This window comes from Bifidobacterium sp. A11 (assembly GCF_000499185.1).
GTDB classification, from domain to species: Bacteria; Actinomycetota; Actinomycetes; order Actinomycetales; family Bifidobacteriaceae; genus Bombiscardovia; species Bombiscardovia mizhiensis.
In genome coordinates, this window is record NZ_AWUO01000001.1 from 114,494 (window position 1) to 130,642 (window position 16,149).

General features: G+C 60.0%; 12 protein-coding genes and 1 pseudogene. 3 read left to right on the forward strand and 10 right to left on the reverse strand.

Going from position 1 to position 16,149, the window contains the following annotated elements:
* Positions 1-119 precede the first annotated feature (119 nt).
* Positions 120-1,580 (reverse strand): NAD-dependent succinate-semialdehyde dehydrogenase, encoded by a 1,461-nt coding sequence (locus P273_RS0100465; protein WP_024626567.1) that lies wholly within the window; start codon positions 1,578-1,580, stop codon positions 120-122.
* A 255-nt stretch (positions 1,581-1,835) separates the two neighbouring features.
* Here P273_RS0100465 and iolD point away from each other — a divergent pair, with 255 nt between their 5' ends.
* On the forward strand, positions 1,836-3,710 hold the full coding sequence (gene iolD, locus P273_RS0100470) for a 3D-(3,5/4)-trihydroxycyclohexane-1,2-dione acylhydrolase (decyclizing) (RefSeq protein WP_024626568.1): 1,875 nt from the start codon (positions 1,836-1,838) through the stop codon (positions 3,708-3,710).
* A 198-nt stretch (positions 3,711-3,908) separates the two neighbouring features.
* On the opposite strand, the gene P273_RS0100475 is transcribed toward iolD, so the two are convergent.
* The 6 genes and pseudogenes from P273_RS0100475 to P273_RS0100505 form a co-directional block, all read right to left on the reverse strand.
* Positions 3,909-6,551 (reverse strand): ATP-dependent Clp protease ATP-binding subunit, encoded by a 2,643-nt coding sequence (locus P273_RS0100475; RefSeq protein ID WP_024626569.1) that lies wholly within the window; start codon positions 6,549-6,551, stop codon positions 3,909-3,911.
* A gap of 102 nt (positions 6,552-6,653) precedes the next feature.
* A complete protein-coding gene (locus tag P273_RS0100480) occupies positions 6,654-7,652 on the reverse strand; it encodes a DUF3027 domain-containing protein (protein ID WP_024626570.1) in 999 nt (332 codons plus the stop codon).
* 68 nt (positions 7,653-7,720) lie between these two features.
* On the reverse strand, positions 7,721-8,110 hold the full coding sequence (locus tag P273_RS0100485) for a cold-shock protein (protein ID WP_024626571.1): 390 nt from the start codon (positions 8,108-8,110) through the stop codon (positions 7,721-7,723).
* A gap of 86 nt (positions 8,111-8,196) precedes the next feature.
* Positions 8,197-10,151, reverse strand: a pseudogene (locus tag P273_RS10140) (sensor histidine kinase).
* A complete protein-coding gene (locus P273_RS0100500; protein ID WP_024626572.1) occupies positions 10,141-10,899 on the reverse strand; it encodes a response regulator transcription factor in 759 nt (252 codons plus the stop codon). The pseudogene P273_RS10140 and the gene P273_RS0100500 overlap by 11 nt, the downstream one beginning before the upstream one ends.
* A 4-nt stretch (positions 10,900-10,903) precedes the next feature.
* Positions 10,904-11,695, reverse strand: coding sequence for a TPM domain-containing protein (locus P273_RS0100505; RefSeq protein WP_024626573.1), 792 nt, complete (start codon positions 11,693-11,695; stop codon positions 10,904-10,906).
* Positions 11,696-11,764: 69 nt separating this feature from the next.
* Between P273_RS0100505 and P273_RS0100510 the strand changes: the two genes are divergently transcribed.
* Entirely contained in the window at positions 11,765-12,058 is a 294-nt protein-coding gene (locus tag P273_RS0100510) for a WXG100 family type VII secretion target (RefSeq protein ID WP_024626574.1), read from the forward strand.
* A gap of 207 nt (positions 12,059-12,265) precedes the next feature.
* On the opposite strand, the gene groL is transcribed toward P273_RS0100510, so the two are convergent.
* The 3 genes from groL to P273_RS0100525 form a co-directional block, all read right to left on the reverse strand.
* Entirely contained in the window at positions 12,266-13,885 is a 1,620-nt protein-coding gene (gene groL, locus P273_RS0100515) for a chaperonin GroEL (RefSeq protein WP_024626575.1), read from the reverse strand.
* A 283-nt stretch (positions 13,886-14,168) separates the two neighbouring features.
* Positions 14,169-14,372: a cold-shock protein gene (locus P273_RS0100520; RefSeq protein ID WP_015022108.1), complete on the reverse strand. Its 204-nt coding sequence runs from the start codon at positions 14,370-14,372 to the stop codon at positions 14,169-14,171.
* Positions 14,373-14,541: 169 nt separating this feature from the next.
* The gene (locus P273_RS0100525; RefSeq protein WP_024626576.1) at positions 14,542-15,186 is read right to left on the reverse strand and encodes a LytR C-terminal domain-containing protein; all 645 of its coding nucleotides are present in this window, start codon (positions 15,184-15,186) and stop codon (positions 14,542-14,544) included.
* 148 nt (positions 15,187-15,334) lie between these two features.
* Between P273_RS0100525 and P273_RS0100530 the strand changes: the two genes are divergently transcribed.
* Positions 15,335-16,123, forward strand: coding sequence for a uracil-DNA glycosylase (locus tag P273_RS0100530; RefSeq protein ID WP_024626577.1), 789 nt, complete (start codon positions 15,335-15,337; stop codon positions 16,121-16,123).
* Positions 16,124-16,149 lie beyond the last annotated feature (26 nt).

Genomic DNA, 16,149 nt, shown 5'->3' on the forward strand with positions numbered 1-16,149 from the left:
CACATTATATGGTGCCAGCAGGCTAATGGCTCCAAAGCAGGGCCCACTCACGGGTCTAAGAGTAGGGGGTATTGCACCCCCGACCCCTCGGATTTGCACAGGTCGACAGGCTTAGAGCATCAGGGCACAAGCAGGGTGTATTTGGTGGTCATATATTCAAAGATGCCTTCGGCTCCACCTTCCCTGCCGACACCTGATTGCTTGACCCCGCCAAAGGGGACTGTGGCATCAGAGAGCACGCCGGAATTGATGGCCAGGACACCAGACTCACTACGGCGCTGCATGAGTTCACTGCGCTTGATCGAAGTGGTGTAGGCATATGCCGCCAACCCGTACGGTGTGTCGTTAGCAGCTTGGATACCTTCCTCGTCGCTACCAAAACGGCTTACTGCCAGGACGGGCCCAAAGATTTCTTCGGCGTATACCCGAGCCTGACGAGGAACACGATCCAGGAGCGTCGGCTGGAAGTAACGTTCTCCATGCTCATCCCTGTGGCCACCGACGATCAGCTCTGCCCCTTGGCTGACCGCCTCATCGACCAGGCCGCTGATGCGCTCTACGGCTTTGACATCGATCAGGGGGCCGATATCGGTTGCCTCATCCATGCCATCACCCACGACCAGGGCCTCAATGCGAGCCTTCACCTTGGCCACAAACTCATCTGCAACCCCATCCTGAACCAGAATCCTGTTGGCTGAAGTGCAGGCCTCCCCATAGTTGCGGAATTTGGCCAGCATGACCCCATCAACAGCCGCATCAATGTCGGCATCGTCGAAGACCACAAAGGGGGCGTTGCCACCCAACTCCATGGAGGTGCGCAGGACATTGTCGGCCGCCTGCTTCATCAGCTTGACACCTACAGGGGTAGAACCCGTAAAGCTCACCTTACGCAGCCGCTGGTCGGCAAAGAGAGCATCCGAAATGTGGGAGGAATGGGAGGTCGTGATGACATTGACCACGCCCTTGGGCACTCCTGCCTGTCGAAGAATCTCCACTAGTGCCAAGGTGGTAAGAGGGGTCAACTCTGCTGGCTTGACCACCACGGTATCGCCGGCAGCCAAGGCTGGACCAATCTTCCGTGTTCCCATGGCCAGCGGGAAGTTCCATGGGGTAATCAGGTAGCAGGGGCCCACTGGGTCGTGGGTGACCAGACCCTTGCGGCCATCTGGCAGATGGAAAGTCCTGCCATACTCACGCATGGCCTCCTCCGAGAACCACTTGAGGAAGCCGCCACCGTAGTCCACCTCCCCCAACGCCTCTTTGAAGCTCTTGCCCATTTCCCTGGTCATCAGTTCGGCAAAAATCTGCTTGTTGTCCATCAGGGCCTCATAGGCTGTTTGCAGAATGTTCCTTCGCTCTTCCGGCGTTGACTGGCCCCAGGACTCCTGGGCCCGGTCAGCACTGTCCAGGGCAGCCAGCGCCTCCTGCCTGTCCCCGTCTGATGCTTGGTAGAGCTTAGAGCCATCGGCAGGATTTTCCACAGTAAATACCTTGCCGCTGTCGGCAGCCCTCCACTGTCCATCGATGAACAAACTCTTTCCTGACTGGGGAAGCACTGACTCAACCTTGTATTTCCACATACCGTCTATTCCTCCCTTTCACCGCTTCTTTGCAGCAAAAATATTCCTCTGCGCGGATAAGCACTTTCAACATACTAAATTTTAGACATTTTGTCCATTTAATGATATTTTTTGCATATGTAGTCAGTAGTATTTGATCTGAGACCATGACCCAGTCCGGTCCCAGGCAGAAGGCAGGCAGGGCAAGGACGCCTGTAGGCATGAGCCGGTGGCTACTTGAGGGTATGTATATACGAAAGCGAGGGATACATCGAAATGGTATCAACGATACGATTGACGGTCGGACAGGCCATTGTACGGTTCTTAGAGGCCCAACAAGTCACCCGAGACGGGCAGACCAACACTTTCTTCGGAGGCGCCCTGGGCATCATGGGACATGGCAATGTCGGCGGCGTTGGGCAGGCGTTCTTAGAAGAGAAAGAACGAATGCGCTTCATCCAAGGGCGCAATGAACAAGGCATGGGCCACATAGCCGTGGGCTATGCACGCCTGAAAAACCGCATGGGCGCCATGGCCGTGACCACCTCCATCGGTCCAGGAGCCGCCAACCTGGTGACAGCGGCTGGCACGGCGACCGTCAACCATCTTCCTGTCCTCTTGCTGCCCAGCGATATTTTCTCAACCCGCCGTGCCGGTTCAGTCCTGCAACAGATTGAGGACGAACGCTCCTATGACGTTTCCGGCAACGATGCCCTGCGCCCCGTCAGTCGCTACTGGGATAGGATCAATCGCCCTGAACAACTGCCAGCAGCGCTCCTGGCAGCCATGGAAACGCTGACGAACCCGGCGAAGACAGGAGCGGTAACACTCTGTCTGCCCCAGGATGTTCAGGCCGAAGCCTACGACTTCCCCACCTCCCTCTTCAAGGAACGCACCTGGAGGATCGGCAGGCCCAGGGCGGATGCGGACGCTTTGGCTGCAGCCGCCGAAGCCATACGGGCCAGTAAACGTCCCTTCATCATTGCCGGCGGCGGCACGGTCTACTCTTCAGCCAGCCAGGAACTGACGGACTTCATCGAACACACCGGCATTCCCGTGGGCAGCACTCAGGCTGCCAAGGGGGCTGTAGCCTATGAGCATCCGCTGAATGTTGGGCCCCTCGGCTCTATCGGACTCAAATATGCCAATCAGCTAGCCCGGCAGGCCGACTTGATCATCGGCATCGGAACCAGGTACACCGACTTCACCTCAGCCTCGAATACCATGTTCCAGGATCCCTCGGTACGGTTCGTCAATATCAACGTGGCCTCCTTTGATGCCAACAAGGAAGCAGCCATCCCGGTCGTCGGGGATGCCCGTGAGGCAATTCGTGAACTGGACCGGGCTCTGGCAGACTGGCAGGTACCTCCTGACTACCGCAAGCAGGCAGAAGATGCTGCAGATGAGGCAAGGGCGGAAGTTGTTCGGCAGACCCAGCATATTCCCGGAGATGACAAGCTCGGCCAAAAGGAGGTTATTGGCATTGTCAACAGCTTCGCCAAGCCTCAGGATGTGGTGGTCAATGCTGCCGGATCCATGCCTAGCGACCTGCAGAAACTCTGGCGACCAGGATCCCCTCTGGGCTATTCCGTCGAATACGGATATTCCTGCATGGGATACGAAATACCAGCTGGCCTAGGGATGCGCATGGCAGCACCGGATCGGGAGATCTTCACCTTCATCGGGGATGCCTCCTTCCTCATGTACCACCAGGATGTCCTCACGGCCATCCAGGAACATGAAAAAATCATCATCATCCTGGTCGACAATCATGGGTTCGGTTCCATCAACACCCTTTCCCATCAGGTGGGATCACAGGGGTTTGAAACCCGCTTCTACATGAAGAATGAGCAGGGGTTGGAGGACGAGGACCACTACCTGCCTATCGACTTCCCGAAGATACTGGAGGGATACGGCGTACCCACCTATTGCCCCACCAATGCTGAAGAACTCAAGGCCGCAGTCAAGAAGGCCGTCGACGGCGATACCATAGCCGCCATCTACGTGACAGTAGACCCTGTTGTCCGCGACGACTCCTCCCAGGCCTGGTGGGATGTAGCGACGCCGCAGGTAGCCCATATCGATTCCAGCAAGCAGGCCCACCAGGCCTACGAGGAAGTACGCACCAAGGAGCAGAGGCTCTACCTGTAAAGTTCACTCTCCCCACCATCCCTGACCAGGCCCTACCTAATGCAGCATTAGGTAGGGCCTGTATGATGGCAGCATTGAATTGGGAGAGCTCGATAATAACAGTGATGGGGGCGGGAACACGACTTGTGTTCCCACCCCCATCACTATGGTTTGAACCTTGATTCGCTGCTGAATATCCTGAGAGCGATTCAGGTCTGTTTACTCAGCTGAACCCTCTGATGGCTCATCCCCCAAAGGATGATCAGCTCGCTCTACCTGGGAAGCATCCTCAGAGAGGTCAACATCCGGGGTAGCAGACACCTGTGCTCCGACCAGTTCGGACTTCTGGTCCTGCCCATCAGCAGAGCTGGCTGCATGACGAGGTCCCTCGAAGGGCTTGCCAGTGAAGGTGAACTCGCCCAGGATGCCTTCTCCTTCGGCATCGACCTGGACGGACTCGTTGTCCGTAAGGTCGCCCATGAGGATCTTCTCGGAGACGGCATCTTCGATGTCCCGCTGGATGACGCGACGCAGAGGCCGGGCACCCAGGAGCGGATCGAACCCCTTCTCGGCCAGCAGGTCCTTGGCCTTGTCGGTCAGATCCAGGGACATATGACGCTCGAAGAGACGATCGTTGAGCTGAGCGATGTCCAGATCGACAATCTGACGGACCTGAGGCTCGGTCAGCTGCTGGAAGACGATGATGTCATCCAGGCGGTTCAGGAACTCAGGCCTGAACTGCTGCTTGAGCTCGCTGGTCACCTGATCCTTCATCCGCTGATAGGAGGTCTCAGTGTTGCCGCTCACGTTGAAGCCGGTGTTGGCCGCCTTGGCGATGTCGCGGGTTCCCAGGTTGGTGGTCAGGATGATGATGGTGTTCTTGAAGTCCACCACGCGACCCTGTCCATCGGTCAGATGGCCATCGTCCAGCACCTGCAGAAGGGTATTGAAGATGTCCGGATGAGCCTTCTCGATCTCGTCGAAGAGAACCACGGAGAATGGCTTGCGCCTGACCTTCTCGGTCAGCTCGCCGCCCTCTTCGTAACCCACGTACCCCGGAGGGGCACCGAAGAGACGAGAGGTAGAGTATTTCTCCGAGAACTCGGACATATCCACCCGGATCAAAGCATCCTCATCGTCAAAGAGGAACTGGGCCAGAGCCTTGGCCAGCTCGGTCTTACCCACGCCGGTGGGACCGGCGAAGATGAAGGAACCTGCTGGACGCTTGGGGTCCTTGAGGCCCACACGGGTACGACGGATAGAGCGGGACAGGGCGGAGACGGCCTCATCCTGGCCGATGATCCGCTTGTGCAGCTCCTTCTCCATACCCAGGAGCTTCTTGGACTCGGCCTGGGTCAGCTTGAAGACCGGGATGCCGGTGGTCGAGGAGACCACCTCGGCGATTACATCCTCATCGACAACCATCTTGACGTCGGACTCGCCCTCGTGCCAGGCCTGCTCCTTCTCCTTGCGCTCGGCCTCCAGCTTCTCCTGGCTGTCGCGCAGCTGAGCGGCCTTCTCGAAGTCCTGATCCTTGATGGCCTGATCCTTCTGAGCGGAGATGCGATCCACCTTGGCGTCCAGTTCCTTGAGCTCCGGCGGAGCGGTCAGACGCTTGATGCGCAGACGTGCGCCGGCCTCATCGATCAGATCGATAGCCTTGTCAGGCAGATTCCTGTCCTGAATGTAGCGTGCAGAAAGCTCAGCGGCCGACTGCAGGGCCTTGTCAGTGATAGTGACGTGATGATGATGCTCGTAGCGACCGCGCAGACCCTTGAGGATCTCGATGGTCTGGGCGATGGTGGGCTCGGAGACCTGAATGGGCTGGAAACGCCGCTCCAGAGCCGCATCCTTCTCTATGTACTTGCGGTACTCGTCGGTAGTGGTCGCTCCGATGGTCTGCAGCTCGCCGCGGGCCAGCAGCGGCTTGAGCATGTCAGAGGCACCCAGAGCACCGTCGGCCGAACCAGCTCCAACGATGGTGTGAATCTCATCGATGAAGAGGATGATGTCGCCCCGGGTCTTGATCTCCTTGAGCACCTTCTTCAGGCGCTCCTCGAAGTCGCCCCGGTAGCGTGAACCGGCCACCATGGAACCCAGATCCAGCGAGTAGACCTGCTTGCCCTTGAGGGTCTCGGGAACATCGCCCTCATGAATCTTCTGCGCCAGGCCCTCGACCACGGCGGTCTTGCCCACGCCAGGTTCGCCGATAAGCACCGGGTTGTTCTTGGTCCTCCTGGAGAGGACGACCATGACCCGCTCGATCTCGTTGGCCCGGCCGATGACTGGATCCAGCTTGCCTTCCGCAGCCTCCTGGGTCAGGTTCCTGCCGAACTGGTCCAGGATGGCCGAACCGGTCTGTCCACCCTTGTTGGAAACGCCGCCGGCATTGGCCAGATCACCCTTGCCAGCGTCGCCGCCCTCGTGGTTGCCGCGAATCATGTCAATAGTGGCGGTCCGCAGATCGCCCAAGTCCACACCCATCTTGATCAGCACCTGGGTGCCGACGCCCTCACCCTCGCGGATGAGTCCCAGCAGAATGTGCTCGGTGCCAATGTAAGAGTGACCCAGCTGAAGCGCCTCGCGCAGTGACAGCTCCAGAACCTGACGGGCGTGCGGCGTAAATGGGATATGCCCATTGGGAACCGCATTGCCCTTACCGATCATCTCCTCAACCTGCTTGCGGGTGGCATCCAGTTCCACGCCCTTGGAGGCCAGGGCCTTGGCGGCAACACCGTCACCCTCCCTGATCAGGCCCAGGAGGAGGTGCTCGGTGCCGATGTAATTGTGCTGCAGGGTGCGGGCCTCTTCCTGCGCCAGCACAATCACCCGCCGCGCACGGTCGGTAAACCGTTCGAACATACTTGTCCTTCCCTTTGATCCGTAATTCACTCTACAGATTTACGGTGACGTTTATTCTCGGCCCGCCGGTGATTGCGCTCTGAACGCAACGAGGCCTTGGAATCAGTCCTCTGAGCCGTCTTCCGACTGCATCTGCTCCATGAGTTCCACCTCAGAGCGCTCCTCGCGGGGCTTCTGCCTGACCACGTCAATATGAAGATCGTCATAGGCCGGCTGGGACTGGACCCAGAGATGGGACTCCTCCTGGGGTTCGATCTCGGAATGCTCGCCGCAGCCATGATCCAGAGAGACCACGCGTCCGTCGTCCGGGCTCCAACGATTGGCACATACACCAAACATGGTTCCAAGGTCACCTGCCAGCGGAATCATGAAGCCACAGGTCTCGCAGGCCTTGCCCTTGGCTGTGCGGGTCGACAGGGACTTGGGGCCGTGCTGCCCCTCGTACCAGCGCTTGGCGGTGGCCGTCCTGGCCTCGGCGGTCATCACGTGTCGGCGGCTCAGAGCGAAGCAGTCGACAGCCTCATCCAAATCAGCGGAAGAGGTCTGTGCGCCGAGGGAAGCCTGATCTTTAGGTTCCTGCTCCTGAGCGTCTTTTTCTTCACCTGGGCGGCCTACCAGGCGAAAAACCACACCATCAGCATCAACCGAGGCTGACTCTTTCTGGCCTTCTTCATTATCTTCAGGGTTATTATCTTCAGGGTTCTGCTGTACTTCAGAATTCTGATAACCGGCTTGCACAGGCTTGTATCCTGCTATCAGCCTGGGGTCGTCCGGCTCGGTTCCCATGACATCGGTCACGCTCAGATCCGAGGGCAGCAGGCGATCCTTCCAGGGAACCCATGCCGGGGGCTGCAGGGCCGCATCGGTAGGCACCAGAGAGGATTCATCCACAGTCCAGGTATCGGCATCCTCATCGCGGTAGAGGGTGACCGACCACTGCCAGCCCTCATAACCCTTGATGGCCGAGGCGAACCGGTAGTCCCAGACTCCGTCCCCAATCAGGGTGCGGCCGACCAATTCACCGACCTCATCACTGTCGGCGGCCACGCTCAGAGCCACTCGCCTGGCCAGTTCCTCAGGATCCAGGTCCTCTTGAACCATCTATCACACCTTCATCATCAGTTGGACCGAACCAGGCCGATCCAGATCGGATTCTTCTCGCCGCCCACTCAGTCCGGCACGTCAAAGTCATCGGCCACAGCCCTCAGGAGGGTGGCCAGCTTGGCGGATTCAGCCCGACCTGGATAGTGGTGCCGGCGCAGGCCATTGCCCGCGGAGTCCAGCAGCTTGATCAGATCCTCCACGATGGCGGCCATATCGTCCGGATCGGGTCGCTTGGCACGCAGAATGGAGGGGGTCGGCCCCACCAGCTTCAGATCCAGGGCCTGGGGACCCTTGCGGCCCTCAGCCACCGAGAACTCCACCCGGGATCCCTTGCGTAAGGTAGATACCCCAGCAGGCAGGGCTGATGAGGGCAGGAAGACATCCCCACCTTGTTCATCCGTGATGAACCCGAACCCCCGCTTGGCGTCGTACCACCGTACTCTCCCGCTGGGCATGCTCTGCCACTTCCTTACGTTACTTCTTGAACAGTTATATCCGGAATCAGTCTACCTGACCCGGGCGGGCAGGACGACCCATCTTGTCATGGGCGTACGGGACTGTTGGCGGCAAGATTGGTCTGGCCTTCAGCGCGCCCCTGATCCCGGTTGGCGCCCTGGGGTATGACGATGGTGAAGGTCAAGCCGCCCCCCGGAGTCTGCGAGGCACAGATGAACCCCTGGTGGGCCTTGACGATGGACTGGACAATGGCCAGTCCAAGCCCCGTGCCGCCTTTCTCCCGAGCCCTGGATGGGTCTGCCGTGTAGAAGCGCTCGAAGAGCCTGGACCTGGATTCCTCCGGGACACCAGGCCCGTGGTCGACCACTCGGATGATGGCGTAGTCGGTGCCCACATGGCTGTTCTCTGCCACCTGGATCGCCTCGGTCAGGTGTCCCAGCGAGGACTCAGTGGCCTCCAACCTGGTCAAATCGGCTGGAGCGATGGTCGCCTTGACCAGGCCCAGCCCCACCTGGACCGGCGAATCAGATGGGGTGTAGCGGTGGATATTGCCCACGATATTGGTAATCACCTGACGCAGGCGGCTGGGGTCGCCAGTCACCGGTACCGATGGCAGGGAACCCTCCTGGATGTCCAAGCTGACGGCTGGGCCAAGGTGGTCGCCCACGGTGATCTTTTCCTTGTTGCGCCCCTTGAGGCCTGGCAGACCCTTGTTGGGCGTGACCGGCATCTCTTGGGGGCGGGTTGATCTTCGGTGTGCAGGCAGACCTTTCCTGTAGCCACTTCTCTGCCCGGGTCCAAGGCATGCAGGTCGTCCACCCCGTCTCGCACCAGTCCAGTCAGATCGACCGGTAGGGTCGGATCGATCCCCCTGCCCTCATCCAGGCGCGCAAGCGAGAGCAGATCCGTGACCAGGACCGTCATCCTGGTCGAAGAGTCCTCGATGTGCTGGATGGACTTGTCGGCCCGCTCCAGAGCACCTGGATAGTCGCGCTGCATCCTGTAGAGCTCTGCATAGCCGTGGATGGCGGCCAGAGGGGTACGAAGCTCATGGCTGGCATCCGAAACGAACTGCTTCATTTTCTCGGTGGTCTGGCGCTGCTCGTCGAAGGAACGCTCGATTCGCGCCAGCATGGCGTTCAGGGATGCTGCCAGGGAACCCACCTCGGTATTCTCGGGGAAGCTGGGAATGCGTTGAGATAGGTCACCGGCCGCTATCTTGGCAGCGGTCTTCTCAATGCGTTTGAGGGGAACCAGGGTGGACTGGATCAGCAGGACCGATATGACTCCACCCAGAAGGACCACAACAACGGAAATGATCATGCAGAAAGCCGTCAGATCGTGCACGGCCTCGTCCTGGTCGCTCATGGACAGACCGATGAAGAGGACGCCGCTGATTTCGGAGCCGTCCAGTTCATTGCGCAGCTTCCACTGCATGGCCACCACCCGCCAGGAGGCCCGGGCTCGCTTCATGGTGTCCCGGTCTGGCGAAGCCTGTCGAGAGACGCGCACATAGGCCGGCACCGTGGTCGGCTTGCCCAGAGGTATCGAATCCAGGCTGCCGTCGGCGGGCAGACGCGGGCGGGATATGACACCGTTGACCTGCATGGGATTCAGATCGTCCGAAATAATGTGCAGCTTATCGTCGCGGATCTGCAGGAAGTAATCAGTGGGGCCAAGGCCATTCTTGCTCAGGTCCTCCTGGCGCAGAAGGGTGGCGTTGCGGATGCCCAGGTTGGCCTGGCGAATCAGCTGGGAGTCCGTGCGCTTCATCAGATAGTCGTCGGCCATCTGGCAGATGGCCACAGAGACGCCCACCGTACCCACGATGAGCAGGATGAGCATGCTGGCTACAAGTTTGGTGCTTAGGGGAATGGCAGCCAGCGGCGACCTGTGCATGGACCGACCCCTCGATCTGCCGGAGCCGTTTCCCTTGTCAGAATCCGAACCCATGGCTGAGTTGGCCCTGTCAGCCGACCTCGGGTCGTGAGTAGCCGACGGTTCTGCCATAGGGGTCGAGCCCAAGGGACTAGTCGCCATCGCCGCCATCCGATGCGTTCTGCCTAGGGGCCCGAATCATGTAACCGATGCCCCGCTTGGTCTCGATCAGCGGGGTGACCTTGCGCTCCCCACCGTGTCCGTCGCTGATGGTGATGCCATCCACCTTCTTGCGCAGGTAGGAGATGTAGGACTCCACAATGGCCGCATCCCCACCCCAGTCGTACTGCCAGACATGATCCAGAATCTGCGCCTTGCTGAGCACACGGCCCTCATTGTCCATCAGGTAGCGCAGCAGCTTGTATTCGGTCGGGCTCAGGTCGATGGGTCGACCCGCCCTGGTGACGTCGTGCGAATCCTCGTTGATTTCCAGATCCCCTACGCGGATGATCGGATCGTCCTCCTGATGCTCGCGCGTCCTGCGCAATATGGCCTTGATCCTGGCCACAACCTCCTCCAGGCTGAAAGGTTTGGTCACGTAGTCGTCGCCGCCCACAGTCAGTCCCATGACCTTGTCCTGGGTATCATCCCTGGCCGTCAGGAAGAGCACCGGCGCCTCGATTCCCTCCTGACGGATACGGGAGGTGACCGTGAATCCATCGATATCAGGCAACATGACATCCAGGACGATCAGATCGGGCTGGACGCGCTCAATGACCTGAATGGCCTCGGAGCCGGACGCCGCGGTCTCGACTGCAAAGCCCGCGAAATGCAGGGAGGCCACCAGCAGATCCCTGATGGACGGTTCGTCGTCGACCACGACCAGTTGTGCTTGCGTCGGTTTGCTCATGGTTTCAGCTTGCCGCGTCTTTCTGGGTATTATCTGATAGTTTGCTGACCGTCTCTGCCGGGCGTAATTGTTTCTTCGCAGCGCCGGACTTGCGATGATGAGCCCCGGTTCGGCTACTGCGACGCCACCAAATCGTAACGGCTACGCCCAGCACGATCAGGACGACAACCGTCGCCGAAAGAGCAATGATCATCACCCGGCGATGCCGGTGGTTTTGGTCAAGAGTCTCAACCTGGTCCATCATGGCCTTGGCCGAGCCCACCCAGTCGGGATTGCGGCCCTTGGTGACCGGCTCCAGAGCCGCCTGCGAGAGCTGATCCACGCTGGATTGGTCCTTGAGCCAGGCCTGCGAGTTGCTGGAGACCGCCACGACCAATTTGCCGTCCTGAGAGGCCACAGCCAGCAGGACCGTGTCGTGGGTAGGCTTCATCGATTCGAGCACCCTGGATGCCCAGGTCTCAGGCTTAACACCCTGATAGAAATGCGGAAGGTAGAGCAGTCGGACCGATACTCCTGTCTGCTGCGCGGTTTCCTCGATAGCATCCTTGACTGATCCCACGTCCGAACCCAGCAAATTCTGCGGATCGGTGATCGTGTCGGTCATGGTTCCGGCCCCAGTCTGAGGCTCATCGGCAAAAGCCCTGATCGGTTCTAGGACGCCGACCATCACAATCATCAGGAGCAGGAAAGCCAGCACCCGCCTTATGGGTGAAAAGCCGACCGGATTCGTCTTGTGGAAGGGGGCTCGTTCGACCACATGGGTCCGCGGACGGGGCAACTGCTTGAACACTGTCATAGTGTCCACAGTAGCGGTTGACGGCAGCGGACTCCCCCACCATCACCGCCATTCACGGAAAGGACAATCATGACACGGTTCCAAGTTGATTCTGATCAGATACAGACGGCCTCCGGCGCGGTCAGCGGCTCAATAGGGGCCATCAGAGATGCCGTGGCGGGAATGTACACCAATCTGGACAATCTGCAAAGCGTCTGGCAGGGCTCGGCGGCCAGCCAATTCGCCACGGTGGCCCAGCAGTGGCGCGCCTCGCAGGCTCAGATGGAACAGGCGCTTGAAGGTATCCAGGCAGCTCTGACACAGGCATCGTCGCTCTATGCGGACACCGAGGCACAGGCCACCCGTCTATTCGCCGGAGCCTGACGCCTGGTTGATACATGCAGGCAACCTGGAGCTATGTGATCATGGCGGATCGGCCCCAGACCTGGCAAGCATATGTGGAAAACGAAAACAGACGGTCAACGAGTACAAGAACAGAGACAGGGGCCTGCGCACCATTATCCGGTGCGCAGGCCCCTGTCTCTGGCGATCAATCAGTTCAGCCGAAAAGCTGGGCCGAACCTCAAGGGATCAGTAGCCCATGTCGCCCTGAGGCTGAGCGGCAGCAGGTGCCGGAGGCTCAGGCTTGTTGGCTACGACGGCCTCGGTGGTCAGGAAGAGCCCGGCAATGGACGCAGCGTTCTGCAGGGCAGAACGGGTCACCTTGACGGGGTCGGCCACGCCGGCCTCCAGCAGGTCCTGGTACTCGTTGTTGGCGGCGTTGAAGCCCTGACCAGCAGGCAGCGAACGAACCTTGTTGATGACCACGTCACCGGAGACGCCGCTGTTCTCGGCAATCTGCTTGATGGGGGCCTCGATGGCGCGGAAAACGATGGATGCGCCGGTGGACTCGTCGCCATCCAGCTTGACATCCTTCTCGGCCTTGGCAGCGGCCTGAACCAGAGCCACGCCACCTCCGGGCAGCAGGCCCTCCTCGATGGCGGCCTTGGCGTTGCGGACAGCATCTTCGATGCGGTGCTTGCGCTCCTTGGCTTCGACCTCGGTGGCTGCGCCGACCTTGATGACGGCCACGCCGCCGGCCAGCTTGGCCAGCCGCTCCTGCAGCTTCTCACGGTCGTAGTCGGAGTCGGTGTTCTCGATCTCGGTGCGGATCTGGCCCACGCGAGCGGAGACCTCGTCCTTGGAACCACCTCCGGAGACGATGGTGGTCTCGTCCTTGGAGACGATGACCTTCTTGGCGGTGCCCAGCACGCTCATGTCGATGGAGTCCAGCTTGAGGCCGAGCTCATCGGAAACCACCTGTGCGCCGGTCAGAATAGCCATATCCTGCAGCATGGCCTTGCGGCGGTCGCCGAAGCCAGGGGCCTTGACGGCGCAGGAGTTGAAGGTGCCGCGGATCTTGTTGAGGATCAGGGTGGGCAGCGCCTCGCCGTCCACGTCCTCAGCGACGATCAGCAGCGGCTTGCCGGTCTTCATGACCAGCTCGGCGATGTGAACCACGTCCTGCTGGCTGGAGACCTTGCCTGAGGTCAGCAGAATGTAGGGATCATCCAGAACGGCGGTCTGGTCGTCGTTGTTGGTGACGAAGTAGGGAGCAATGTAGCCCTTGTCGAAACGCATGCCCTCGGTGAACTCCAGATCCAGGCCGAAGCGGTTGTTGTCCTCGACGGTGACCACGCCGTCCTGACCGACCTTGTCCAGAGCCTCGGCGATCTCATTGCCGATCTCGGGGTCGCCTGCAGAGATGGTGGCGGTGGCAGCGATCTGATCCTTGGTCTCGACTTCCTTGGACTGTGCCACGAGCTCCTTGACGATGGCATCGGCGGCCTTCTCGATGCCGCGACGCAGGGCGATGGGGTTGGACCCGGCAGCCACGTTCTTCAGACCCTCATGCACCAGGGACTGGGCCAGTACGGTGGCGGTGGTGGTGCCGTCTCCGGCTACGTCGTCAGTCTTCTTGGCGACTTCCTTGACTAACTCGGCGCCGATGCGCTCGTAAGGATCCTCCAGGTCGATCTCCTTGGCGATGGAGACGCCGTCGTTGGTGATGGTTGGCGCGCCGTAGGACTTGTCCAGTACCACATTGCGACCCTTGGGACCCAGCGTGACCTTGACCGTGTCGGCCAGCTTGTCCAGACCGGCAAGCATGCCCTGACGAGCTTCCTCGTCATACTCGATGATTTTTGCCATTGTTGCTTCCTCCGTCATGGCTTGAGGTTTCATGACCCACCGTCGGCGTGGAACGGAACCCGACCGTCAGCTGTCGTGTTATCACTCCCGCACCTCGAGTGCTAATTCAGCAGATTAGCACTCGGTGGGGCCGAGTGCCAACCTGAGGGGAAAATACGCTGCAGGCTGTATATCATATCGGCCGTGCCCACCGACAATCCGCACTCTGCGCTCAAACGAATGCTAAAAAAAAATGGACCCCGGAATGACCGGGATCCACCATGACGAATACAGAAGACGACAATCAGAGCTTGGTGACCTTGGTTGCCTGCAGACCCTTGGGGCCCTGCTCCACCTGATATTCGACCTTATCTCCCTCATCAAGGGTCTTGAACCCATCGGACTGAATGGCTGAGTAGTGCACGAACACGTCCTCGCCGCCATCGTCGGGATTGATGAATCCGTAACCCTTGCCAGCGCTGAAGAATTTCACAGTGCCTTGTGCCATAACTAACTTCCTTAACATAGGTGCCGCGTCACAACAGATACGAGACTGACCGCATCTGCCTGGTCGGCAAGGTCAGTTTAGGCCCATTGATAGGGCAATTGCAAAACGCCGAGCCGAAATTCGGGAACTTTTGCCATCGAATTTCCTTGGTCGTGCGGTTGGTTGAACCTCACTGCATGAGGATGGCTTCCACCGGAGTGGAGGCCACGGAGGACTGCTCCACCTGGGTGATGCCCAACAGGCTGGCCACCTCCTGGGCGGTAGCCTTGTCAGCATCGTCACGGTAACGGACCGTACTTACGCCAGGCAGAGCGCCCTGCGGGTTGGTTGCCGTGACCGCAGTATAACCGGCATTGACCAGAACCTGACGCTTGTTGCCTGCATAACCAGTGATCCTGGTTCCGTTGATGACCGCCACCTGTGTGCCCCTGTTGACCACAGGTGCCGGGCTGCTGCTGGATGCACTTGCCGAAGGCGATTGTGAGGACGGTTGTGAAGCCTGGCCCTGGGAGGATTCTTCAGCAGAGGTCTTGTTCTCTGAGGCAGAGGAGGATGCAGACCGCTTGGGCAGATGGCTGCTGATGACCCGGGAGGCATCAGTATGCGTCTGCTGCCAGGGCAGGGAGCCACTGACTGCAGCCCATAGGCCCAGTCCGCACAGCACGGCCAAGACCACCACCAGCAGGTAGGGCAGAACCCTGACCGACAGGGAACGAGGCCCCCGATGCACACCGACCGGCCCCTTGGGAGGGTTGTCGAACGCATCATGAACCTGGGGGCGCGCCTGCGTCCCATTGTCGCGCGTGCTAGCCATGAACTCTCCTCTGCTCCACCGGATCCTGAACCATTATATGTAATGGGACGCCGGAGCAGCATCCCACTGACCATCCGACGTTCCCGCAAGCCTGGGAGAGCCATGACAACCCTGACCGGCTCATAGCACCAAGCGATATAGTGACCTTATGAACAGCAGCCAGCCTATTGCCGCAACCTCCCCCGCGCCGACGAACGGAACCGGTACCAACCCTCCGACCATAGCAGGAGGCCAGGGCCGACCCCATCGCAAACCTCTGAGTGCCCTGGTGGATCCCGGCTGGGCCAAGGCTCTCGCTCCTGTCGAACCCAACATTCACCGGATGGGCGACTTCCTCAGATCCGAGCTGGCCCAGGGCCACCGCTATCTGCCTGCCAGCAAGAATATCCTGCGCGCCTTTACCATCCCCTTCGACTCCATCAAGGTCCTGATCGTGGGCCAGGATCCCTATCCGACTCCCGGGCATCCGGTAGGCCTGAGCTTCTGCGTGGATCCTGCAGTCAGCCCCATCCCCGGCTCCCTGCGCAATATCTACGCCGAGCTGAGTACTGACCTGGGCCTGCCCACGCCCTCCAACGGCGATCTGACACCTTGGACCCGGCGAGGGGTCATGCTGCTCAACCGCTGCCTGACTGTTCGGGTGGGCAAGCCGGCCAGCCACAGGAACAAGGGCTGGGAGGAGATCACCGACGCCGCCATCCGAGCTCTGAACGACAGGCGCGACCAGGAGGGCAAGATCCGGCCCCTGGTAGCCATTCTTTGGGGAAGACAGGCCCAGAGCCTGGAGCCCCTGCTAACCAACGCGGCCATCATCAAATCCCCGCACCCCAGCCCCATGTCGGCCCGATACGGCTTCTTCGGGTCCCGTCCGTTCTCCAAGGCCAACCAAGCGCTGGAGGCCATGGGCGCCGAGCCGGTGGACTGGTCCCTGACCTGAGTCCGGCTGGCTGAATCGTCAGGAAA